Annotated in this window: 24 protein-coding genes and 1 riboswitch; of the genes, 13 read left to right on the top strand and 11 right to left on the bottom strand. The window is 66.6% G+C overall.

Going from position 1 to position 22,656, the window contains the following annotated elements:
• Positions 1-8: 8 nt before the first annotated feature.
• From glyA to INR38_RS13525, 4 genes are all read right to left on the bottom strand, one after another.
• A complete protein-coding gene (glyA, locus tag INR38_RS13540; RefSeq protein ID WP_034393437.1) occupies positions 9-1,283 on the bottom strand; it encodes a serine hydroxymethyltransferase in 1,275 nt (424 codons plus the stop codon).
• 46 nt (positions 1,284-1,329) lie between these two features.
• The gene (locus INR38_RS13535) at positions 1,330-2,556 is read right to left on the bottom strand and encodes an aspartate aminotransferase family protein (RefSeq protein WP_207443628.1); all 1,227 of its coding nucleotides are present in this window, start codon (positions 2,554-2,556) and stop codon (positions 1,330-1,332) included.
• A gap of 69 nt (positions 2,557-2,625) precedes the next feature.
• Positions 2,626-3,477 carry a YggS family pyridoxal phosphate-dependent enzyme gene (locus INR38_RS13530; protein ID WP_207443627.1) on the bottom strand — a complete coding sequence of 284 codons (852 nt, stop codon included), beginning with the start codon at positions 3,475-3,477 and terminating at the stop codon, positions 2,626-2,628.
• Between the two features lie 4 nt (positions 3,478-3,481).
• Positions 3,482-4,738 (bottom strand): benzoate/H(+) symporter BenE family transporter, encoded by a 1,257-nt coding sequence (locus INR38_RS13525; RefSeq protein ID WP_207443626.1) that lies wholly within the window; start codon positions 4,736-4,738, stop codon positions 3,482-3,484.
• A 191-nt stretch (positions 4,739-4,929) separates the two neighbouring features.
• On the opposite strand from INR38_RS13525, the gene INR38_RS13520 reads away from it, so the two are divergent.
• Positions 4,930-6,444 carry a PLP-dependent aminotransferase family protein gene (locus tag INR38_RS13520; protein ID WP_207443625.1) on the top strand — a complete coding sequence of 505 codons (1,515 nt, stop codon included), beginning with the start codon at positions 4,930-4,932 and terminating at the stop codon, positions 6,442-6,444.
• Positions 6,445-6,474: 30 nt separating this feature from the next.
• On the opposite strand, the gene INR38_RS13515 is transcribed toward INR38_RS13520, so the two are convergent.
• On the bottom strand, positions 6,475-7,755 hold the full coding sequence (locus tag INR38_RS13515; RefSeq protein ID WP_170962038.1) for a serine hydroxymethyltransferase: 1,281 nt from the start codon (positions 7,753-7,755) through the stop codon (positions 6,475-6,477).
• Positions 7,756-8,237: 482 nt separating this feature from the next.
• Between INR38_RS13515 and INR38_RS13510 the strand changes: the two genes are divergently transcribed.
• The 5 genes from INR38_RS13510 (at position 8,238) to INR38_RS13490 (ending at position 12,562) form a co-directional block, all read left to right on the top strand.
• Positions 8,238-9,200: a diiron oxygenase gene (locus tag INR38_RS13510; protein ID WP_012205541.1), complete on the top strand. Its 963-nt coding sequence runs from the start codon at positions 8,238-8,240 to the stop codon at positions 9,198-9,200.
• Entirely contained in the window at positions 9,197-10,276 is a 1,080-nt protein-coding gene (locus tag INR38_RS13505) for a 2Fe-2S iron-sulfur cluster-binding protein (RefSeq protein WP_097202396.1), read from the top strand. The genes INR38_RS13510 and INR38_RS13505 overlap by 4 nt, the downstream gene beginning before the upstream one ends.
• 51 nt (positions 10,277-10,327) lie before the next feature.
• Positions 10,328-11,032, top strand: a complete 705-nt coding sequence (locus INR38_RS13500; RefSeq protein ID WP_065345852.1) for a glutamine amidotransferase — start codon at positions 10,328-10,330, stop codon at positions 11,030-11,032.
• A 96-nt stretch (positions 11,033-11,128) separates the two neighbouring features.
• Positions 11,129-11,497 carry an antibiotic biosynthesis monooxygenase gene (locus INR38_RS13495; protein WP_012205544.1) on the top strand — a complete coding sequence of 123 codons (369 nt, stop codon included), beginning with the start codon at positions 11,129-11,131 and terminating at the stop codon, positions 11,495-11,497.
• Between the two features lie 366 nt (positions 11,498-11,863).
• Positions 11,864-12,562 carry a hypothetical protein gene (locus tag INR38_RS13490; RefSeq protein WP_141441608.1) on the top strand — a complete coding sequence of 233 codons (699 nt, stop codon included), beginning with the start codon at positions 11,864-11,866 and terminating at the stop codon, positions 12,560-12,562.
• A gap of 243 nt (positions 12,563-12,805) precedes the next feature.
• Here the strand turns inward: INR38_RS13490 and INR38_RS13485 are convergent, their stop codons facing one another.
• Entirely contained in the window at positions 12,806-13,147 is a 342-nt protein-coding gene (locus INR38_RS13485; protein ID WP_013802462.1) for an H-NS histone family protein, read from the bottom strand.
• A gap of 248 nt (positions 13,148-13,395) precedes the next feature.
• A complete protein-coding gene (locus INR38_RS13480) occupies positions 13,396-13,659 on the bottom strand; it encodes a hypothetical protein (protein WP_123693244.1) in 264 nt (87 codons plus the stop codon).
• A gap of 158 nt (positions 13,660-13,817) precedes the next feature.
• Between INR38_RS13480 and INR38_RS13475 the strand changes: the two genes are divergently transcribed.
• Entirely contained in the window at positions 13,818-14,276 is a 459-nt protein-coding gene (locus INR38_RS13475) for a hypothetical protein (protein WP_207443624.1), read from the top strand.
• Between the two features lie 155 nt (positions 14,277-14,431).
• On the top strand, positions 14,432-14,752 hold the full coding sequence (locus INR38_RS13470; RefSeq protein ID WP_012205554.1) for a heavy metal-binding domain-containing protein: 321 nt from the start codon (positions 14,432-14,434) through the stop codon (positions 14,750-14,752).
• A 42-nt stretch (positions 14,753-14,794) separates the two neighbouring features.
• Here INR38_RS13470 and INR38_RS13465 read toward each other — a convergent pair whose 3' ends face one another.
• Complete coding sequence (locus INR38_RS13465) at positions 14,795-15,736, bottom strand: helical backbone metal receptor (RefSeq protein ID WP_197943390.1); 942 nt, start codon at positions 15,734-15,736, stop codon at positions 14,795-14,797.
• Positions 15,737-15,741: 5 nt separating this feature from the next.
• Positions 15,742-17,646, bottom strand: coding sequence for a TonB-dependent receptor (locus tag INR38_RS13460; protein WP_207443623.1), 1,905 nt, complete (start codon positions 17,644-17,646; stop codon positions 15,742-15,744).
• A 69-nt stretch (positions 17,647-17,715) separates the two neighbouring features.
• Positions 17,716-17,943, bottom strand: a riboswitch (cobalamin riboswitch).
• A gap of 95 nt (positions 17,944-18,038) precedes the next feature.
• Between INR38_RS13460 and INR38_RS13455 the strand changes: the two genes are divergently transcribed.
• A complete protein-coding gene (locus INR38_RS13455) occupies positions 18,039-18,428 on the top strand; it encodes a hypothetical protein (protein WP_012205557.1) in 390 nt (129 codons plus the stop codon).
• Between the two features lie 25 nt (positions 18,429-18,453).
• Complete coding sequence (locus tag INR38_RS13450; protein ID WP_013802457.1) at positions 18,454-18,645, top strand: helix-turn-helix transcriptional regulator; 192 nt, start codon at positions 18,454-18,456, stop codon at positions 18,643-18,645.
• Positions 18,646-18,654: 9 nt separating this feature from the next.
• Here INR38_RS13450 and INR38_RS13445 read toward each other — a convergent pair whose 3' ends face one another.
• On the bottom strand, positions 18,655-19,461 hold the full coding sequence (locus INR38_RS13445; protein WP_043781948.1) for a sulfite exporter TauE/SafE family protein: 807 nt from the start codon (positions 19,459-19,461) through the stop codon (positions 18,655-18,657).
• Between the two features lie 128 nt (positions 19,462-19,589).
• Here INR38_RS13445 and INR38_RS13440 point away from each other — a divergent pair, with 128 nt between their 5' ends.
• On the top strand, positions 19,590-20,357 hold the full coding sequence (locus INR38_RS13440; RefSeq protein ID WP_207443622.1) for a helix-turn-helix transcriptional regulator: 768 nt from the start codon (positions 19,590-19,592) through the stop codon (positions 20,355-20,357).
• Here the strand turns inward: INR38_RS13440 and INR38_RS13435 are convergent.
• Positions 20,354-21,565 carry an MFS transporter gene (locus tag INR38_RS13435; RefSeq protein ID WP_207443621.1) on the bottom strand — a complete coding sequence of 404 codons (1,212 nt, stop codon included), beginning with the start codon at positions 21,563-21,565 and terminating at the stop codon, positions 20,354-20,356. The two genes, INR38_RS13440 and INR38_RS13435, sit on opposite strands and share 4 nt — an antisense overlap.
• Positions 21,566-21,641: 76 nt before the next feature.
• Here INR38_RS13435 and INR38_RS13430 point away from each other — a divergent pair, with 76 nt between their 5' ends.
• Positions 21,642-22,091, top strand: a complete 450-nt coding sequence (locus INR38_RS13430; RefSeq protein ID WP_096916226.1) for a helix-turn-helix domain-containing protein — start codon at positions 21,642-21,644, stop codon at positions 22,089-22,091.
• Positions 22,092-22,100: 9 nt separating this feature from the next.
• Positions 22,101-22,586, top strand: coding sequence for a rod shape-determining protein (locus tag INR38_RS13425; RefSeq protein WP_207443620.1), 486 nt, complete (start codon positions 22,101-22,103; stop codon positions 22,584-22,586).
• Positions 22,587-22,656: the final 70 nt, after the last annotated feature.

The following is a 22,656-nucleotide window of genomic DNA, read 5'->3' as shown; positions in this document are numbered from 1 at the left end:
CGCGCGGGCTATCCGTACACCGGATAGCGGGCGCAAAGCCCCGTCACCTGCTCCCTGACCTGCGCCGCCACCTTGGCAAAGCGGGCGCCTTCCTGCGCGTCCAGCGCATCGAGCACATCGCACAGCCAGCCGGCCAGCTGTTCGCACTGCGCCTGGCCGAAGCCGCGCGTGGTGACGGCGGGCGTGCCTATGCGCAGGCCCGAGGTCACGAAGGGCGAGCGCGGGTCGTTGGGCACGGTGTTCTTGTTGGTGGTGATGTGCGCCTCGCTGAGCGCGGCATCGGCATCCTTGCCGGTGTAGCTGCGGTCGGACAGGTCGATCAGCATCAGGTGGTTGTCCGTGCCGCCCGAGACGATGCGGTAGCCGCGCTGCTGGATCACGGCGGCCATGGCGCGGGCGTTGGCCAGCACCTGGCGCTGGTAGGTCTTGAAGCCGGGCTGCAGCGCCTCCTTGAAGGCGACGGCCTTGGCGGCGATCACATGCATGAGCGGCCCGCCCTGCACGCCGGGGAACACGGCCGAGCTCAGGCGGCGGTTGAAGGTTTCGTCCTGTCCCTTGGACAGGATCAGGCCGCCGCGCGGGCCGCGCAGCGTCTTGTGCGTGGTGCTGGTGACCACATGCGCGTGGGGCAGGGGGCTGGGGTATTCGCCCGCAGCCACCAGGCCTGCGACATGGGCCATGTCCACCCAGAACACGGCGCCCACCTTGTCGGCAATGGCGCGCATGCGGGCCCAGTCCTTGTGGCGCGAGTAGGCAGAGAAGCCGCCGATGAGCATGCGGGGCCGGTGCTCCAGGGCGATGCGCTCCATCTCGTCGTAGTCGATCAGGCCCGTGGCGGGGTCCAGGCCGTAGGGGACGATGCGGTAATGGCGGCCCGAGAAGTTGGACGGGTTGCCATGCGTCAGGTGGCCGCCCTGGGCCAGGTTCATGCCCATGACGGTGTCGCCGGGCTGGGCCAGCGCCAGGAACACGGCGGCATTGGCCTGGGCGCCGGCATGGGGCTGCACGTTGGCGTAGTCGCAGTCGAACAGCGCCATGGCGCGTTCCACGGCCAGGCGCTCGGCCACGTCCACGTTCTCGCAGCCGCTGTAGTAGCGCTTGCCGGGGTAGCCCTCGGCGTACTTGTTGGTGAAGACCGAGTTCTGCACCGCCATCACCAGCGGGCTGGCGTAGTTTTCGGAGGCGATGAGTTCCACATGGTCTTCCTGGCGGCGTTTCTCGCTCTGGATGGCCTTTGCCAGCTGCAGGTCGAAGTCGGCCAGGGTCAGGGATGCGTCGTACATGGGTGAATGGTTCCTGTGTCGGGGCAAGGGCTGGGGGAATCGATGGTCATGCAGCTGCCAGCTGGCCTGCGGCGGGGGCGCCTGCCTGCGCGGCGCTGGCCGACTCCAGCAGGCAGGCCAGGCGGGCGACGATGTCGTCGATCTGGCGCTCGTCGCAGATCAGCGGGGGCAGCAGGCGGATGGTGGATTCGCGCGTCACCGTGATCAGCAGGCGCTGCTGGGCCAGCGCGCGGCCCACCAGTTCCTGGCAGTTGCGGTTCAGCTCGATGCCCACCATCAGGCCCTGGCCGCGCACGGCCAGCACGTCGGGGTGGCCGTGCAGCGCCTGCTGCAGGCCGTTGAGCAGGCGCCGGCCCAATTGCCTGGCGCGGCCGGGGATGTCCTCGCTCTCCATGATGTCCAGCACCGTGCAGCCCACGCGGCAGGCCAGCGGGTTGCCGCCAAAGGTGGAGCCATGCTGGCCGGGCGAGATCAGGTCGGCCGCAGGCCCGCGCGCCAGGCAGGCGCCGATAGGAATGCCGTTGCCCAGGGCCTTGGCCAGGGTCATCACGTCGGGGGCGATGCCCGCGTGCTGGTGGCCGAACCAGGCGCCGGTGCGTCCCAGGCCGGTCTGGATCTCGTCCAGCATCAGCAGCCAGCCATGCCGGTCGCACAGGCTGCGCAGCTGGCGCAGGTAGTCGGGGCTTGCCAGGCGGATGCCGCCTTCGCCCTGCACGGGCTCGATCAGCACGGCCACGATGTCGCCATGCTGGGCGGCGGCGTGGTGCACGGCCGCGATGTCGTCATAGGGCACGCGCACGAAGCCCGGCATCAGCGGCTCGAAGCCGCGCTGCTTGGCCGGGTTGCCGGTGGCCGACAGCGTGGCCAGCGTGCGGCCGTGAAAGCCGTTGTCCATCACCAGGATCTGAGGCCGCGCCACCTGCCTGCGGTGGCCGTGCAGGCGCGCCAGCTTGAGCGCGGCCTCGTTGGCCTCGGCGCCGGAGTTGCAGAAGAAGGCGGTCTCCATGCCGGCCAGGGCGCACAGGCGCTGGCCCAGGCGTTCCTGCCAGTCGATGCGGAACACGTTGGAGGTGTGCAGCAGCAGGCCGGCCTGCTCGGCAATCACGGCGGCGATTTCCGGGTGCGCGTGGCCCAGGGCGGTCACGGCCACGCCGGCAATGGCGTCCAGGTATTCGGTGCCGTGCTCGTCCCACAGCAGGGCTCCACGGCCACGAACGAAGGACACGGGCTGGCGGGCATAGGCCTTCATCAGGCGGGAATCAAGGGGTTGCATGGCTTTTTGCATGGCAAGGTCCTCAAGCGGGGTCAGGGTTGAATCGAAAAGGGGGGCGAGGGGGCGCGCTCAGGGCAGTGCCAGGGCGGCGGGATCAGGGCCGCCTGCGGGCCAGTAAAAGCTGTCCGGCTGGGCGCGGGCGCCGAAGATGGCCTGGCCCACGCGCACCACGGTGGCGCCTTCCTCGATGGCGATCTCGAAGTCGCCGGACATGCCCATGGACAGCTCGTCCAGCGAGATACCCGCCGGCGCGCTCTGGCGCAGCTGGTCGCGCAGGCGGCGCAGCAGCACGAAGCACTGGCGCACGCGCTCGGCCTCGCTGGAGAAGAGGGCCAGCGTCATCAGGCCACGCACGCGCAGCGCACTGAAGGCGGGCAGGGCCTGGACAAATCCCTGCACCTCGTCGGGCGGCAGGCCGTACTTGCTGGCCTCGCCAGAGGTGTTGACCTGCACGAACACGTCCAGCGCCCGGCCTTCGGCCTGCAGGCGGCGGTCCAGCGCCTCGGCCACGCGCAGGTTGTCCAGCGCCTGGAACTCGCTGGCAAAGCGCGCCACCAGCCTGGCCTTGTTGGTCTGCAGGTGGCCGATGACGGACCACTGCAGATTGGCCAGGTCCTGCATGGCCTCCCACTTGCCGAAGGCTTCCTGCACCTTGTTCTCGCCCAGCATGCGGCAGCCCGCCGCGTGGGCCAGGCGCAGGCTGGACTCGGGCTTGGTCTTGCTCACGGGCAGCAGGCGCACGCTGGCCGGGTCGCGCCCCGCGCGGCGGCAGGCAGCGGCCATGCGCGCCTGCACGGTGGCCAGGTTGTGCCGGAAATCGCCCACCGTCTCGGCCTGGGGGTAGCGGCCGTGCTGGTCGTGGCGGGTCAGGGTGTCGGTGGCTTGGGCGGTGCCGCCGGCGGTGTCTTGTGTCGCAAGCATGGTTTCAGCTCCTTTTGATGGCGGCATCGGCGGCGGGCACGTTGCCGGTGCCCGCCTCGCTGCGGGCGGTCCGGCGCGGCCACTGGCCATTGAGCACGGCATGGGCGACCAGACCGATGACCAGGCCCCAGAAGGCGCCGCCTATGCCCAGCATGGAAATGTTGGCTGCGGCGGCCAGGAAGGTGATCAGCGAGGCCTCGCGGGTTTTGGCGTCGGCCAGCGCATTGGCCAGGCTGCCGCCGATGGTGCCCAGCAGCGCCAGGCCCGCCAGCGTGGTGATGAAGGTGGCCGGGAACGCCATGAACACGGCCGCCAGCGTGACGCCGAACACGCCCACCAGGATGTAGAACACGCCCGCAGCGATGCCCGCGATCCAGCGCCTGGACGGCTCTTCATGCGCCTCCTTGCCCGTGCAGATGGCGGCCGTGATGGCGGCGATATTGAAGGCGTGCGAGCCGAACGGCGCCATCAGCAGCGAGCCCAGGCCCGTCAGCGTGACGATGGGGTTGGCGCTGGTCTTGAAGCCGTCGTTGCGCAGCACCAGCATGCCGGGCATGTACTGGCCGGTCAGCGTGATCAGGAACAGCGGCAGGGCCACACTCAGCAGGGCGTTGAACGTGAATTCCGGCCGCGTGAACACGGGCGCGGCAAAGCGCAGCTGCAGCCCGGACAGGTCCACCCGGTCTTGCGCCAGCAGGAACGCCAGGCCCAGCGCCAGGATGCCGACCACCGCATAGCGCGCCGTCAGCCGCTTGAGCAGAACGTAGGCCACGATCAGCAGGCCGGCCAGCACCGGGTCCACGCTCATGCCGCCAAAGGCCTTGATGCCGAACTGCAGCAGGATGCCCGCCAGCAGGCCCGAGGCCACGCCGGGCGGAATCAGCCGGATCACGCGCTCGAACCAGCCCGACAGTCCCAGCACCACGAAGGCCGCGGCCGACACCACATAGGCGCCCACGGCCTCGGCATACGGCGTGGTGGCCAGGGCCGTCACCAGGAAGGCGGCGGCCGGCGTGGACCAGGCCGTGATGATGGGCTCGCGCGAGAGCCAGCTGAGCACCAGCCCGGTGACGCCCACGCCAATCGAAATCGACCACACCCACGAAGCCGTGAGTTCCGGGCTCAGGCCGGCCACCTTGGCGGCCTGGAACACCAGGATGAAGGTGCCGCCGTAGTTGACGATGACCGAGATCAGCCCGGCCACCACGGGGTGGATGAGGTCGCTGAAGCGAAGGGGTGAGTGTGTGTCTGATGAAGGCATGGTCTTCTCGTTTTCCTTGGGGGTTGGATTCCTGGCTGTCTGGGGAAATGGGTATTTGAGCGCCGAAGTGGACTGAATGATCCATACACTTCGCACTCTTGTTTCAGACCACTTTGCAATGGGCGCGCAGCGTTTGCGTCAGTACAATGGCCTGCCCAAGAGGTGCAATGGGATGAAAGGCGGCAGACCGCATGAGCAAGACCTTCGAGCTTGAGACCCTGAAGATCCGCATGGGAGATGCCGACCTGCGACAGCTGGACCTGCACCAGCGGGTGCAGCGCGCCATGCGTGCGCTGATCCTGGATGGGGCGCTGCTGCCGGGCCTGAAGCTGCCGGCCACGCGCTCGCTGGCCGACTCGCTGGGCATTGCCCGCGACACGGTGGAGAACGCCTACACCCAGCTGCACCGCGACGGCTTCATCGTGCGGCGCCAGGGATCGGGCAGCTATGTCTCCGAGACCATCGGCACCGAGCTGCGTGGCCGGGCGGCGCGGCGCGGCCGCTCGCCCGAGCAGGAACGCAGCGCCCAGGTGGCCACAGCGGGCAGGGCCGGTGCCGGCCTGAGCCGGCGCGGCCAGGCCATTGTTGACGGCGGCGGCATCGCCGACCAGCAGACCATTCGGGCCTTTGCCACCGGCCTGCCCGAGACGCGCACCTTTCCCACCGATGTCTGGGAGCGGCTGCAGCGCCAGGCGCTCAAGGACTACCGTGCCAGCGTCCTGCTGCACGGCGACCCGCAGGGCGCCGAGCCGCTGCGCAAGGCCATTGCCACCTACCTCAACCTGGAGCGCGGCGCCAAGGTGGACGCCGGGCAGATCGTGGTGCTCAGCAGCACGCGGCAGGCGCTGTTCCTGTGCGCGCAGCTGCTGGTGGATGCGGGCCGGCCCATCCTGCTGGAGAACCCCGGCTACTTCGGCGCCAGAAAGGCCTTCGAATCGGCCGAGGCCAAGGTCCTGCCCATCGATGTGGATGCGCAAGGCATTCGCACGGACCTGCTGCATGCCGACCGCAGCGGCGCCACCTGCGTCTATGTCACGCCGTCGCACCAGTACCCCACGGGCGTCACCATGCAGCTGGAGCGGCGGCTGGACCTGATCCGCTGGGCGTTCGAGAGCGGGCGCTGGATCATCGAGGACGACTACGACAGCGAATTCCACTACGACGGCATGCCCACCGCCTGCGTGCAAGGCCTGGACAAGCACGCGCGCACCATCTACATCGGCACCTTCGGCAAGACCCTGTACCCGGGCCTGCGCATGGGCTACATGGCCTTGCCGCAGGAGCTGGTGCGCGCCTTTGTCCAGGCGCGCAGCATCATGGACGGGCACACGCCCCAGATCCAGCAGCTGACGCTGGCGCGCTTCATGGAAGACGGCCACTACAACTCCCACGTGCGGGCCATGCGCAAGCTGTACGCGGGGCGGCGCGAGGTCATCCTCGAATCCATAGGCAGGCACCTGGCCGGCATCGTCACCGCGCCACGGCCCCAGGGCGGCATGCAGGTGCCCTGCCTGCTGGAGCCCGGCTGGTCCGAGGAAGACACCATCCGCCGCGCCGCCGCAGCCGGCGTGCTGCTGCAGGGGCTCAGCCGCCTGTACGCGGGTGAGCAGCGGCAGCCGGGCTGGCTGCTGGGCTATGCCTCGCTCACGGCCTACGAGATCGAGGCCGCCGTGCTGCGCCTGGCCAACGCGCTGCGAAAACCCTGACAGGTTGGGAGACGCCGGACGCTGCATGCCTCAGTAGGGCAGGGGAAAGCGCCCGGTCAGGTCGGACACGCCTTCGTGGATGGACTTGAGCGTGCGCGCGTTCATGGTGCCGCTGCGTATGCCGCCCAGCGTGGCAAGAATCATGTCGCCGATCTCGCGGAACTCGTCGGCGCCCATGCCGCGCGTGGTGCAGGCCGCGCTGCCCACGCGGATGCCCGAGGTCACCAGCGGCCGCGCGCCATCGCCGGGCACGGCGTTCTTGTTGACCGTGATGCCGATCTGCTCCAGTGCCGTTTCGGCGGCCTTGCCCGTCAGCTCCCAGGGGCGCAGGTCGATCACGCCCAGATGGCAGTCCGTGCCTGCGGACACCACGGACAGTCCGCCCTGCGAAAGCCGGTCGCACAGCACGCGGGCGTTGTCCACCACGGCCCGCGCATAGGTGCGAAAGGCGGGCTTGAGCGCCTCGCCCAGCGCCACCGCTTTGGCCGCCACCACATGCATCAGCGGCCCGGACTGCAGGCCCGGAAACACGGCGGCGTCTATGCGCCTGGCGATCTCGGCGTCGGCCGAGAGAATCATGCCGCCGCGCGGCCCGCGCAGCGTCTTGTGCGTGGTGGTCGTGGTCACATGGGCGTGCTCCACGGGGGAGGGGAACACGCCCGCGGCCACCAGTCCCGCCACGTGCGCGATGTCGGCCATGAAGATGGCGCCCACCCGGTCGGCAATGCGCCGGAACTCGGCCCAGTCCATCTGCCGTGAATAGGCCGAGCCACCGGCAATGATGAGCCTGGGCCGCTCCTTCAGCGCAATGCGCCGCACCTGGTCCATGTCGATGCGCTGGGAGCGGGCGTCCACCTCGTAGCTGATGGACTGGAACCACTTGCCCGACACGCTCACGCGGGAGCCATGCGTCAGGTGTCCCCCCGAGCGCAGGTCCAGCCCCATGATCTTGTCGCCGGGCTCCAGGAACGCCAGGTAAACGCCCTGGTTGGCCTGGCTGCCCGAATGCGGCTGCACATTGGCGTGCGCGCAGCCGAACAGCGCCTTGGCACGCGCAATGGCCAGGTTCTCCACGGCATCGGCATTGGCGCAGCCGCCGTAGTAGCGCACGCCCGGATAGCCCTCTGCGTATTTGTTGGTCAGCACCGAGCCCTGCGCCTCCATCACCGCGCGGCTCACGAAGTTTTCAGAGGCAATCAATTCAATCGAGCGCGACTGGCGAATCCGCTCGGCCGCGATGGCATCCCAGGCCTCGCTGTCTGCCTGTTGAAGATCCAGTGAATTGATTTTGGGGAGCGATAAATCGTCCATGTCGCATTGGCTGTCTTGGAGGCGCTGAAGCACGGGAATCGGCAGCGTCCGGTTTATGGAAGGATTTGGAAACCAGGGCGCATCGGTAATGGGCAGTCTACAAAGTGCAGCGGCCTTGATTCCGACCATGTTTCAGCGGGTGAGCAGACCAATTAAGGTGGCATGCCAATGTAAACGGTTGAAAAAAGCGGTCTGGTTCATTGACGAAAATAGGTCTGTTTGAATCCATGCTCTCTCCATAGAATTCGCCGCCAGACGTTGAAAGTCATGAGATCCAATACCGCCACGAATCATCCGCAATCTGCAGTCGGGCAGATTGATTCAAGGCGGAATATGACAGAGTGAAGAAATCCATGACAACGTATCTGCCATCTGCAGCGTCATTTGAATCGCCATTGGTGATTGCGGCGGATGGAGAAAGCGGGGGAGGGAATAGACGATTTGACTCAGATCAATCAAGTTCAATCACACGGAGTTGAAAAATGAATCTCGATATCTCTCGGACAGATGACGCCGTGCGCGATGCGCTCAAAAAGCTGTCCCTGCTCTGGAAGTCAAGAGCGGCCGTGAATCAGGACCTGCCTGATTACTGCGGCTTGGCGTTCGACCCCGCCCGGCAGGACTTCACCGCCTCGCTGCTGCCATTTCGCGATCACCAGGCATGGGTGGAGGCGCCACAGCACCTGCGCGACCAATGCCTGTCCTACGCCTGGGGCATCTACAACCTCAAGACCATCTACATCGAGTGCAACGTGGTCACGCCGGCCTGCGAGGACATCATCAAGACCCCGCCGCCCAGCGCCAACCGTGCACTGCTGCAGGACGTCATGTCCCAGGCCCTGCTGGACGAGGCCCTGCACACCCGCATGTCCATCATGGCCTGCAACTACATCTATGAGATGCGCGGCCTGGCGCCGCTGGACTACGCGGACTTCAACCTCGTCGGCTGGCGCAACGGCGTGCTGGCGCAGTGCGGCGCGGAATGGGAGCGCCGCCTGGCCCGCTTCGCCATTGCCTGCGCCAGCGAGACCCTGATCACCGACTACCTCAAGACCATGGCCGAGGACCGCAGCATCCAGCCCATCTGCCACGAGGTCACGCGCACCCACGCCGTGGACGAATGGAGCCACTCCAGCGTCTTCAGCTCGGTGGCCACCGACATCGTCCAGGGCCTGAGCAACCGCGAGCGCAGCTACCTGCGCTCCATCATCCTCAAGACCGTGCAGATGTTCGCCAACAACGAACTGGGCGCCTGGTCCACCGTCTTCACCATGGTCGGCATGCCGCATGCGCGCGACATCCTGCACGACGTGGGCGACAGCAACGAGATCGGCGTCTACACCGACTCGGTGCAAAGCCTGATCGACCGCATCGGCCTGGCGGGCCGCAACCTGGGCGGCAGCGTGGCGCTGGTGTCCTCGGTCCTCGAGGAGATGCAGGCATGAGCGCCGCCCTCCAGGCAGGCAGCACGCTGGCGCGCTGCGCCGCGGCACGGGCAGAGGCGGGCGGCGTCATGGTCTACACCCTGCGCGTGCAGGGCGCCTCGGCGCAGTTCCTCGGCGGCCTGCGGCCCGGTCGGCATGTGGCCGTCGAGCATGCCGACGCCAGTGGCGCCGTGCAGCAGCGGCTGTACTCCATCACCCGCTACGAGCCCTGCAGCGAGCACGACGGCGCCGGCCAGTTCGACATTGCCGTCAAAAGCTCGGGCCGGGGCAGCGTCTCCGACCACATGCATGCGGTGCTGCGCGCAGGCTCCACGCTGCCGCTCGGCCACGTGGCCGGTGACATCACGGCCGACCTGGTGCTGGGCCTGGACTCCCTGGTCATGCTGGCCGGCGGCATCGGCCTGACCCTGCCGCTGGCGCTGCTGCGCGAACTGGACCGGCTGCAGCAGCAGGGCCAGCGCGTGCCGCGCACCACGCTGCTGCTGTGCTTTGCACGCATGGCCGACATTCCGTTCCTGCAGGAGCTGCAGCAGCTGTGCGAAACGGCCCCCTGGTTCGACCTGCGTATCCACATCACGCGTGAAGACATCGCCGCCCACGGCCCCTTCGTGCCGGGCCGCCCCTCGCCGCAGTCCCTGCTGGCGCTGGGCCAGCCCCAGGCGGTGGTCATCTGTGGTGGACATGCCTTTGCGCAGACCTTTCGCGAACATGCGCGGGCCTGCTTTCCCGGTGCCATACAGCACATCGAGGCCTTCACGCCGCCTGCCGCATCCACCGCCCAGCCAGGCGAGACCGCGCAGGCATGCCAGCTGCAGATCGCGCACAGCGGGCAGATTGTCGAAGCCGCGTCCGGCAAGAGCCTGCTGGAAATCCTGGAAGGCGTGGGCATTGCCATCCGCAGCCAGTGCCGGGCCGGCATCTGCGGCAGCTGCCGCATCCGCATCACGGGAGGCAGTTCACGGCTGGAGGCGGACTTTTGCCTCAGCGACAGGGAAAAGGAAGCCGGCTATGCCTTGGCCTGCTGCACCTTCCCCTCGGCGGGCCATATCCACGTCGATCTCAAGCCCGGCGCCTGACGGGCTCCGCACGTTCCAAGCCACCCTCCTGTATCCACCTGAGTTCCTCCCATGAAAAAAGCCATCGCGCTGCGCCACATCCACTTCGAAGACCTGGGCACCCTGCATGCCGAGTTCGCCAGCCGCGGCTACGAAGTGCAGTACGTCGATCCCAGCATCGGCGAGCTTGACACCCTGGACCTGGGCCGTGCCGACCTGCTCGTCGTGCTGGGCGGCCCCATAGGTGCCTATGACGAGGCGCTTTATCCCTTCGTCGCCCAGGAGCTGGCGGCCGTGCGCCGCTGGCTGGACAGCGGCAAGCCGCTGCTGGGCATCTGCCTGGGCGCGCAGCTCATTGCGCGCGCGCTCGGCGCCAGGGTCTACCCGCTGGGCGTCAAGGAAATCGGCTTTTCGCCGCTCACGCTTACCGATGCGGGCCTGGCCTCGCCCCTGGCCAAACTGGACGGCGTGCCCGTGCTCCATTGGCATGGCGACCAGTTCGACATTCCCGAAGGCGCCGTGCACCTGGCCGGCACCGCCATCGGCGCCAACCAGGCCTTCGCCGTCGGCTCGCAGGTGCTGGGCCTGCAATTCCATCTGGAGGCCGACGCTGCCCGGCTGGAGCGCTGGCTGGTCGGCCATGCCTGTGAGCTCGGCATGGCCAAGGTGGACCCGCGCACCCTGCGCGCCGATGCCCAGAAATACGGCGGCCTGCTGACCCTGGCTGCGCGCGATGTGCTGGCCGCCTGGCTGACCAACCTGGAGCGCAGCCGCTGAACCTGCGGCGCCGCCCATTCACCCATTTCCCCCCACGCCGGAGCCGCCGCTGCGCGGCGCCGGAATCTCTGTTCCCGAAAAAAAGGAGAGTTGAAGATGGTTGTCGTACTGTTCGAACTGCAGGCCTTGCCCGGCCAGAACCAGACCTATGTGGACCTGGTCAACAAGCTCACCCCCATGCTCAAGCCCATGGAGGGGTTCATCTCCGTGGAGTGCTTCCAGAGCACGCTCAACCCCGAGAAAGTCATGTCCGTCACCACCTGGCGCGATGAGGAAGCCGTCGTCCAGTGGCGCAACGTGGAAGCCCACCTCAGCGCCCAGCGCGCCGGCCGCGACAAGATCTTCAAGGACTACCGCGTGCGCGTCACCCAGGTGCTGCGCGACTACGGCCTGAATGACCGCGCGCAGGCGCCTGCGGACAGCATCATGGGCAAGGCAGGCAGCTGCCCGGTCAGCCACGCCTGAGGGGCAGGCCGGGCATCAAAGCAAAAAAAGCAGAAAAGGCAGGCGCGGGAGGGCGTCTGCTGTGTCTGCCCGGGCCGGCATGACGCTGCCGGTTGAATAAGAAAAGCAAATGAAGAATGAAGGAATAATAGAAAAATAACAATTTCAGGCAATCGTCAGGCTGGTGCACTTGTATTCAAGTGTAAGGAATCCAAGGTGTTCGGATTTTCCCCAGTCTCGAGAGGCTAGACTACAGAAACACCATCTACATTGTTCATTGGCTTGTTCAGGCCGTGGATAGGTGCTTTCTGGAATTTGATAATCAGATATCAAGAATATTTCCTATATTTCTGCTTGATTATTCATTGATTTTAAAAAGGGGTTTTTGTGAAGTTTTCCGCGTTTCTTACTGGGGCTGCCGTTCTTGCTCTTGTTCTTCCAGCACATGCAGAGTCCAGTTTGAATATCAGCGGCATCCGCTTGGGCGCCACGCCAGATCAGGCCCGTGCTGCCGCTGCGGCCGCCAATCCGAAATATGTTTTTTCCGATCTGCGGCGCGCCGGAGAGGAGAAAGTCGCAGGTTTCGAGGCCAAGGATGATCCGCGCAAGGTGTTTTCGCCCGATCTGCTCAAGGTCATTTTCGACGAGCGAAATACCACCTGGTTCGTGTACCGGGAGCAGCGTTATGAAACCGGCTCGCGTCCAACCAAGGAAGCCACCTTGGCGGCCTTGAAGGAAAAATACGGCGAGCCTTCTTTCACTGACGTGGATGTCCTGCGTGGACTGGCTTCATGGCAATTCGATCGCGCTGGCAAGATCTACAAAGGCGCGCGTGGGCAGGCTCCATGCCCAGGCACCCGCAACCGTGGTTCAACCCCGGAAAAATTCGGTGAGCGTTGTGGCTCGTTTGTGCAGGCACAGTGGAACTTCATGAATCCGGAAAAGCTGGTGGAGCAGCTTCAGGTCACCATCGTGGAGACGCAGCACGTCTATGACGCGCTAAAGCAGCAGCAGGACGCGGCCGACTCGGCAAAGAAGAACGCACTCGACGCGGAACGTGCCAAGGCTGTGAAGCCCAAGCTCTGAAAACGGGATCTGCTACAGAAATCCCGATGGGCACCACCCTGCAGCGCAGGCCTTGCTGGTTCCTCTTGCACGACCGCCATGGACGCCCTGCAAAGATGCACAGGGCAGCCACATTGCCGGCGCCAGGCCGGAAAAAAAGCCCGCTGAATGCTCAGAGGGCTTTTTTTCGGAAGGCACAGATTCCTTCGCATCGGAACTCCACCGCACCGCACGGAATCCTGCGTGCCGCCGTGTGCAGCGCCTTCAGTTGCGAGCTGCCGCTGCCGCCATCTCGGCGAGAAACGGGCCTTGGGCCGCTTCGGGTTTGCTTTCGATGAGGAAGTCTTCGCGATCCTGGTCCTTGATCCAGTTCGGAGGCTTGCCTCGACCTGTCCACGTCGCTCCCGTGGCCGGATCGCGATACTTCGCCGGCGCACTGGTTTTTTCAGGGATGTAGGGGAACACTTGCTGTTGGGTGAACCCGAAATCGGTCACCAGCTTCTGGACCTTGGACAGGGCAGCGTCGGCCGCCGAGGTGCGGGCCTTGGCAATTTCCATGTCCAGCGCGGCCTTGGCCGCAAGGAGTTCTTTGAGGGACTGTGTCATAGGGGTGCGAAATTTTTGAAGCCAGATTATGGGGCTGTTCGGGCGAGACATGCCTGTCTTCAGGGTCATGCCGGGCGACAAAAAGGCAGGCGAGGAAGGCATGGGGCACTGCTGGCTTCATGTGGAAGCTGCGCCAGGCATGAAAAGGACGGCCCTATCCTCGGTGGCTCGCGCCCCCCGGCACGGCACGGCCGCAGCGATCACGCCAGATGGAATATCCCGCGTTACACCGGCCTGGCAAGGCAGCCCTAAGCTTCCAAGCTGCGAACGAATTCGCTCCCCACTTCGACTCCTAGAAGAGAGTCCACGGCCGCCACCCGCTTCAGCGCTTCGTCGGCGCTGAAGCCATTTCCCTCCAGCACGGCCAATGCATCGTTGTGCAGGGCATAGGCCAGGTGCGCTGCGATCCGTACGCTCGGATCCGCATCCACGTTGCTTCCCAGATATCCGCTCAGGAGAAGACGGATCTCGTATACGGCTTTCGCCAGGATTTTTGACTCATTGGTGTGCATGGGATGTTCCTGCCATGAATACTGGCGACTGTGTGCCGGAACCATGAATGTAAGTACTTGGGCCATCTACGGCCCGGCGTGATGGCGGGCATCAAGGCAAATCGCGCCGTACTTTGCGACACAATCCGCCTCTTGAATACCTCTGAAGGAGACGGCCTGTGCCAGCGCCCCGCCATTGGATCGAATTCGTTGAGGACTGGCGTGCCGAACCCATGGCCTACTGGGTGCATGCCGAGCAAGAGGTTGGGCTCTGGTGCCGCGCCAGCCGTTACCTGCCCTCGGCACCTGCTCACATTCTCCACAAGGGCTTTGCCGTTCTCTGTGTGGAGTTCGGGGCGCATGTACTGCGTTTTTCCTCTGCGGCTCAGCTCGATGAGTGCATTCGTGTACTTTCCATGAAACCCTTGCCCACATCGCGCCAGTTGTCCAACCTGCGCGTCACGTCGCTGGGGCCAAACGGGCATTGGTTGAGCCGGCTGCCGGTGGCGATCAAATCCGGAAAGGCAAGAGGGCGGGTGGTAATGGGGCTTGAACAGACGCGGGCAGCGATAGTAGGCAAGTCCGATGGGTGGACGTGCCAGAACTCGGCTGAGCGGACCAATGCCCTGGCGAGCTGACAGCATCATTACAACTGGCACAGACTGCACCGCAGCAGCGGCCAAGTCGCTCCGTGTCTAGGATCAAATCTCCAAACAATCGCTTGACGGTTCACAGCTGGTCCGGCCGAGTGGCGAAAGCTCGGCACTCCCATCACCAACACCCAGGAGCTTCAATGATCATCACCACCACCCCCCAGATCGAAGGCCGCCGAATCACCCGCTACTGCGGCGTGGTCGCGGGCGAGGCGATTTTGGGCGCCAATGTGTTCAAGGACTTGTTTGCCGGGCTGCGCGACATCGTGGGCGGGCGGTCAGCCACCTATGAGCGCGAGTTGCAGCGGGCGCGCGAGATTGCGCTCAAGGAGCTGGAGGAACGCGCCCAGGAACTGGGCGCGAATGCCGTGGTGGGGGTGGACCTGGATTACGAGGTGCTGGGCCAGGGTAACGGCATGTTGATGGTGTCTGCCAGCGGCACGGCCGTGGTGCTGGAGTAGGCAAGGCTATCGGCCAAGCGGGTCAAGCTCTGGCCAGCGAAGTCAACGAGGCGCCGTGCCCCGCATCTCCAGGCAGCGGGCCAGCGCCCGGGCCGCCTCGCCCAGGCGCGGGCCGGGGCGGGAGACCACGTCCGTCTCGACCAGGTCCAGCGCGCAGATACGGCCGGAGCGCACGGCGGGCATGCGGCTCCAGCCGGGGCGGGTGGCAAAGCTGGCTGATGGCGTCTGCGGCGTGTGGATGATGAGTTCTGGCTGCTGGCGCAGCACGTATTCGGGCGTGATGCGGGGGAAGGGACCCAGGTTCTGCGGCAGCACATTGCGCGCGCCCAGGCGCTGCAGCAACTGGCCTATGAAGGAGTCCGGCCCCGCCGCGTAAGGCGTGGCGTCCACTTCGAAATACACCTTCTGCCCGGCGGGCGTGAGCGCAGCCAGCGCCTTGGCCTGCTGGTCCACCTCGGCCTGCATGCGTGCCAGCAGGGCGTTGGCGCGCTGCACCTGCAGCAGCTGGTCGAGCTTGTGCAGCACCTGCTCCAACTGCGCCATGTCATTGGCGTCCAGCGCCAGCACAGGAATGCCGAAGCGCTCCAGCTGCGCGATGACGGGTGCGGAATACGCCATCAGCACCACGTCGGGCCTGAGCCGCACGGTGGCCTCGACCAGCGGGGCAAAAGTATGGCCCAGCTTGGGTAGGGCGGCCACGCGGGCCGGGTGGTTGGAGAACTCGTCCACGCCCACGATGCGCTCACAGGCGTCCAGCGCGCACAGCGATTCGGTCAGCGAGGGCAGCAGCGAGACGATGCGCTGCGGCACCCGCTCCAGGCGCACCTGGCGCCCGCGCATGTCGGTGACGGTGTACGGCGTGGCTGTGCTCGCGCCTGTGCTGCCTTGGTTCGCATCCACCGCCTTTTGCGCGACGGCGCCGCCCGCGCAGGCCAGGGCGGCGATCAGCAGCAGAAGGCGGGGAAGGCGCACAAGCAGGTGCATGGCGGTCAGGGCAGGGGAGTCCAGCGCACGCTGACGAACACGGTGCGGCCTGCGTTGGCATAGCCGCGCGTGGGGGCGTAGTCGCGGTCGGCGATGTTGTTGACCCGGGCCAGCAGCGTCCATTGCCTGGTCAACTGGCGCTGGGCGTAGAGGTTGACCACGCCGTAGCCGCCCAGCTTGAAGGTATTCGCCTCGTCTGCGTAGCGGCCGCTGTAGAGCTGCGTTTCGCCGCCCAGCGTCCAGCCGGCCGCCTGGGTGTCGGCGTTGAGCTTGAGCATGCGCTTGGATCGGTAGGGCAGCAGCTTGCCGGTCTCCAGGTTCTCGGGGTTCATGAAGTCCAGCGAAGCGCCCAGGTTGGCGCTGCCCAGGCGCGTGCTGCCCGCCAGCGTCAGGCCGGTGATTTCCACGCTCTGCCAGTTGCGGTAGCAGTTGCAGGGAAGGGCGCTGTTCCAGTCGTAGGTGATGAGGTTCTTGAACTTGTTGCGGTAGACCACGGCCGAGAGGCGGTTGGCACCTGCCGCATAGTGCAGGCCGGTTTCCACGTTGGTGCTGCTTTCGGGCTTGAGGTCGGCCGCCGCCTGGCCCGTGAAGCGTTCGTACAGCGTGGGCGTTCTGAAGGCCGTGCCGGCCGATGCCACCCAGCGCCAGCGCTCGTCGATCTGCAGGCCGTAGCCCAGGCCGCCCGTGGTCTTGTTCTGTTGGTCGCGCACCTGGTCGTGGCGCAGGTTGGCGTCGAACTGGTGGCGCCCCTCCGTCAGGCGCCAGCCGGCCGACAGGGAGTTCTGCACGCGCCGGCTGTCGGTGTTCTGCGTCCAGGCGTATTGCGTGTCCAGCTTGTCCTCGCGGCGCTCCAGGTCGATGTTGAAACGGTGCTGGCCCAGCGTGAACAGGTTCTGCAGCAGGTAGTTGGTGGAGCGGCCCTTGGCGCTTTCGGGCGACTGGGTGTGGCGGTCGCTTTGGCTGTCGGTATGGGAGATCTGGACCACGCTCTTGTAGATGGCGTTCCAGCCGGCCTGCCAGCGCAGGCTGCCGGTGGTGTTCTTGACCACGTCGTAGTCGTCGAAAGGCGGCGGGCTCTGGTCGTAGTGGGTACGCAGGCGGCTGTGCAGCAGGCTGGCGTCGATCTGGTGGATGCCCGTTTTGTAGCCCGCGTTCAGGCCCAGCGAGGTGTTGCTGTAGCCATCCTTGTCCGGGTTGGGCGAGAAGGTGTTGCCGGGGTAGACGTCGAAGCCGTCGCTGCGCTCGTCCGCCAGGTTCAGGCCATAGGTGAAGCCGTTGGCTCCGCCCTGAAATCCCGTGGCCAGCTTGCTGGTGCCCTGGTTGCCTATGCCCGCCTCGGCATAGGCGCGGGTCTGGCCGTCCGCCCGCTTGGTGAAGATCTGGATCACGCCGCCCATGGCGTCTGAGCCATAGATGGCTGCGGCCGGGCCGCGCAGCACTTCGATGCGCTCGATCTGCGCCAGCGGCAGGGTGGACCAGACCGCTCCGCCCTGCAGCTCCTGCGAGCTGTAGCGCACGCCGTCGATGAACACGGCAGTGTGCTGGTTGCTAGTGCCGCGCAGGTAGACCGAGGTGACCTGGCCCGGCCCGCCATTGCGGTTGATCTGCACGCCCGGCACCTGCACCAGCAGGTCGGCCACGCCGGTGGCGCCGCTGCGGGCAATGGTCTCGGCGTCGATCACGGTCATGTCGGCCGTGACGGTGCGCAGGGGCTGCTCGCTGCGCGAGGCGGTGACGACCACCGTATCGAGCTGGGAGGTCTGTGCCCGCTGCGCCTGTTGTGCCTGCGCTTGGGCCTGGCAGGCCAGCAGCGAGGCCGCAGCCAGGGCGGACAACGTGCGCAGTACGGGGAACGCTGAGGGCGAGCGAAGAGCGGCGCCAGGGGCGCGCGCGAGGGCGAGGGTGTGCATGAATGCGGACCAGTTGCGCGCCAGCGACCCCGCCGGCACGGAAACCACAAAGACCGGCTGCGCTGCATGCGCGGCCGGCCACCTGTTGGCCGGTATCCAGACTGGTGACGCACTCGCCAAGGCCTTCCCGGGCTGTACGCCCAGTGGCACGGGTTTGGCGGGGGCCGGTGCCATGCACGCGGCGTTTCACTCACTGTTGCGGGGGCAGTACATGCGGGCGGCTTTATCTGGCCGCCCCATGTTTCCCGTTTAACCGCAGCCCCTGGGGCTGCTGGCACCAACGGCGGCGATTGTACGGCGGGGCGTTCAGTGCCGATGTAAAGCTTGCTTGACATGTCCGCGGATGGCGTCGCACAATGTCAAGCATCCTTTACACATTGCGAGAGACTTCCATGAATCAAACAACGGTCACCAACCGCCGCTACCAGAAGGAACTTGGATTTGCGCTGCTGCTCTACATGGCGCTGCTTGTGGGGGCGCTTTTGCTCAGCGCCGACATGCAGGCCGGGGCCCTGCGCACAGCGCTGCTGCTGAGCCCCATGCTGGCGTTTGCGCTGGCCGTGCGGGCCATCGTGCGCCTGGTGCGCGATACCGACGAGTTCCTGCGCAAGTCCATGCTGGAGCAGCTGGCGATTGCGGCGGCGGGCACGGCCGGCATCACCTTCACCTACGGATTCCTGGAAATGGCAGGTTTTCCCAAGCTCAGCATGTTCATGGTATGGCCCTTGATGGGTGCGCTCTGGGTGGCTGCCTCGGTGGCCCACTGGCTGCGCAGCCGATGAGCTGTTCCGCCAAAGTGCCCCTCCCATGAAAAACACAATCCGTGAACTGCGCGCCGAGCGCGGCTGGAGTCAGGCTGCGCTGGCGGACCTGCTGGGCGTGTCGCGCCAGACCGTGAACGCGATCGAGACGGGTCGCTACGACCCCAGCCTGCCGCTGGCATTCGCCATTGCACGGGTGTTCGAGACCCGGATCGAGGCGATCTTCCAGGAGGGTTGAGCGCAGCGCTCAGGCCACGATCATGACCAGCAGCACCAAGCCCAGCAGGGCCAGGTAGGCCTTGGCATGCAGGGCATCGGGAATGCGGCCGATCAGCGGCGCCGCCAGCCTGATGCCCGTCCACGATCCGGCCGTCAGCAGCGCAAAGGCCTGCAGGTCCACATAGCCCACATGCCATGGGCCCAGCCCCGCGCCCTGGGATGCCAGCATGTAGGCAGCGGTGCCCGCCACGGCCATGGGCAGGGACAGCGGGCTGGCCATGGCCGTGGCGGCCGCCATGCTGGCGCCGCGCCGGCGCATCAGCGGCACGGTCATCACGCTGCCGCCCACGCCCAGGAAGGCCGCGATCGCACCAATGGCCAGGCCCGCCGTGGCCGCCGCCCGCCGGCCCATGGGCTGCATGCCGGCGGCGGTGCCGTGCACGAAGCCCGGGCGCAGCAGCGCGTCGGCGATGGTCAGGGCCAGGTAGGCGATGAAGGCCCAGCGCACCCATTCCCCGCTGATCCAGGTGGCGGCCGCCGCGCCCGCCACGGCACCGGCCGCGATGAAGCCGGCCAGCGGTCGCACCTGATCCCAGGGCAGGGCGCCCGCGCGGTGCTGGCGCAGCGTGGCCATGGAGGCGCCAAAAATCATCACGCAGGTGGAGGTGGCCACGGCAATGTGCATGGCAGCCTGGCCAACGGCGGAGTCCGCGCCGTGGATGGAGGTCAGCAGCGCATAAAGCAGCGGAACGGCCACGAAGCCGCCGCCAAAGCCGAAGAGCACGGTGGTCACGCCGGCAAGCACACCGAAAGCCAGCAGCAGGAGAGGGAACACAGACAGTCCTTTGGAAAAAACGAGCAAGGACTGAACCTTAGGATGCCGCGGTTTGGCCTGCTTTCGCGGATGGGTCAATAATCCTCGAATTCCTGCCAAAGCCTGTTGGCTGTTTTCCGGACATCCCCATGCTCAACATCCCGCTGCATTCCGTGGACGCCGTGGCGCGCGACGTGCTGGCCATCGGCACCGACTACACGCCTGGCACGCTGCTGCCCACGCACAGCCACCGGCGTGCCCAGTTTCTCTACGGGATGAGCGGGCTGATGGAGGTGGAAACCGACGACGGCGCCTGGACCATCCCGCCCTACAGCGGCGTGTGGATTCCGGCCAGCAAGCCGCACAGCGTGCGCATGCAGGGCGTGAGCACGCGCAGCCTGTACATCGAACCGGCTGCTGCGCCCCGCCCGGGTGTGCACTGCGAGGCCCTGGTCGTCACCCCGCTGCTGCACCAGCTGCTGCTGTCCTGCGCCGACCTGCCGGCGCTGTACGACGAAGCGGGCCGCGACGGCGCCCTGGTCACGCTGGTGCTGCACGAGCTGGCCTCGGCCCGCAGCCTGCCGTTGTTCGCGCCCATTCCCCGCGACGAAAAGCTGGCCGCCCTGTGCAAGCAGTTCCTGGCCCAGCCCAGCATCCGCGCCACGCCGCAGGATTGGGCGAAAGCGCTGAACAAGAGCCTGCGCACCTTCAGCCGGTTTTTCCAGCAGCACACAGGCATGGCCTTTGGCGCCTGGCGCCAGCAGGCCTGCCTGCTGGCGGCGGTGTCCCGGCTGTCTGCGGGCGCATCGGTCACCCAGGTGGCGCTGGACCTGGGCTATGACAGCCCCAGCGCGTTTTCCACCATGTTCCGCAAGGCGCTGGGCCGGGTGCCCTCGGAGCTGGTGAGCCGGGTCTAGGCGGGAACGCTGGCCTGGGCAGCCGTTTCCCGCGTCATGGCCCAGAACACCAGGGCTGCCAGGCTGAACGCCGCCCCCGCCACGCAGACCCCGTGCCAGCCAAATCGCGCGTAGGCATTGGTGGAAATCAGCGCCCCCAGCCCGCTGCCCACGGCATAGAACAGCATGTACAGGCCCACCAGCCGGCTGTGGGCCTGCGGGTTGCTGCGAAAGATCAGGCTCTGGTTGGTCACATGCAGGGCCTGGCCGCCCAGGTCCAGCAGCACGATGCCGGCAACCAGCGCCCACAGCGACTGCTCCAGCAGCGCAATCGGCGCCCAGGCCAGCAGCAGGATCACCAGCGCGCCCAGGCTGGTGCGCTGCGCGAAACCCTGGTCGGCCCAGTGCCCGGCACGGGCCGCGGCCAGTGCGCCCACCACGCCCGCCAGGCCAAAGGCGCCGATGGCCGTGAGCGACAGGCTGTAGGGCGGTGCGCTCAGCGGCAGGACAAGGGCGCTCCAGAAGATGTTGAAGGTGGCAAACATCAGCAGGGCCAGCATGCCGCGTGTGCGCAGCATGCGGTCCTGGCGCAGCAGCTGGAGCATGGAGGCGAGCAGCTGCGTGTAGCTGGGTGCATGCAAGGGCACCGCCAGCCGGGGCAGTTGCCGCCACAGGGGCCAGGCCAGGGCCAGCATCAGCAGGGCCGAGCAGGCATAGACGCCACGCCAGCCAGCCACGTCACCCACGGCGCCGGCAAACACGCGCGCCAAAAGCAGGCCGATGAAAACCCCGCCCTGGGCTGCGCCCACCACGCGCCCGCGCTCATGCGCCTGGCTGGCGCTGGCCGCATAGGCGATCAGCCCCTGCGTCATGGCCGTGCCCAGCAGGCCCACGGCCAGCATGCCCGCCAGCAGCAGAACGGCCGAACGCGCGGTGCCGACGGCCGCCAGGGCCAGCACCAGGCCCAGCAACTGCAAAAGCATGAGCCGCCGCCGCTCCAGCCGGTCGCCCAGCGGCACCAGCAGCAGCAGTGCCAGCGCGCAACCGGCCTGCGTGGCGGTGACCACGCCGCCCACGGCCGCATGGCTGATGCCGAAGTCGGCCGCCAGCGCCTCCAGCAGCGGCTGGGCGTAGTAGACATTGGCCACGCTCAGGCCGCTGGCAGCGGCGAACAGCAGCACCAGGCTGCGCGGCATGCGGACCGTGTCCGGGGCTGGGAAGGCTTTCATGGGTTGAATCCAGTTGCAAAACAAAACTAGTTGGATGCTAGTTGAACCAGTTTTGAAATGCAACCAAAATGACGCCATGAAAGAAGACATCCGCCCTGACACACCGCAGCCCTGTCCGGTGGCCCGCTCCCTGGATGTGATCGGCGACCGCTGGTCGCTGCTCATCGTGCGCGATGCCTTTGACGGCATCAGCCGCTTTGGCGATTTCCAGCGCAGCCTGGGCGCGGCCCGCAATATCCTGGCCGACCGGCTGCGGCGTCTGGTGGAGGCCGGCATCCTGGAAACCCGCCCGGCCGCAGAAGGCTCGGCCTACCTGGAATACGTACTCACGGCCCAGGGCCTTGAGCTGTTTCCGGTGATCGTGGCGTTGCGGCAATGGGGCGAAGGCCATCTGTTCGCGCCGGGCGAGGCGCATTCGCTGCTGCTGGACCGCCAGACCGGCCAGCCTGTCGCGCCCATGCTGCCGCGCAGCGGGGATGGCCGGGCCTTGCTGCCGGGCCAGACCGTGGTTCAGAAAATCGATTGATGGATATCCATGCTCTCTGCCTTCGTATCACTCATCTACGTACAGATTTCTCCCGAGCGCCTGACGCTGAAGGATCCGAAGACCGGGCAGACCCTGTCGGAGGTTCCCGAGCTGGCCCTGAGTCCGCCGCCCCGGCGCCGGATTCTCGCGGCCGGTCCGCAGGCCAGGCTCGCGGCTGCATCGGAGCCTGCCGAAGTCGTCAATCCCTTCGCCCACCCGCGTTCGCTGATATCGGACTTCATCCTGGCCGAGCAGCTTCTGAAGTACCAGCTCAGGCGCATGCATCGGCGTGCCTGGCTGGCGGCCTCCCCGCACATCGTCATCCATCCGCTGGGCGACCCCGAGGGCGGATTCACCCAGGTGGAGCTGAGGGCCTTGCGCGAGCTGGGCAGCGCGGCCGGGGCCTCGAAGGTGAATGTCTGGACAGGCCGGCCCTTGACAGACGAGGAATTGCTGACGCGCAAGCCCCCTGCGCAGGGCGGTGTCTGGGAGTGAGGCTTTGCTCCTCGCCATGAAAAAAGCGCCCGTCACAACGGGCGCTTTGTCTGGGTCAGCGCAAGGGCCG

This window comes from Delftia sp. SD018 (assembly GCF_017355445.1).
GTDB classification, from domain to species: Bacteria; Pseudomonadota; Gammaproteobacteria; order Burkholderiales; family Burkholderiaceae_C; genus Comamonas; species Comamonas acidovorans.
The sequence above is the reverse complement of the archived record's forward strand: the minus strand, read 5'-3'. Positions and strand labels throughout refer to the sequence as shown.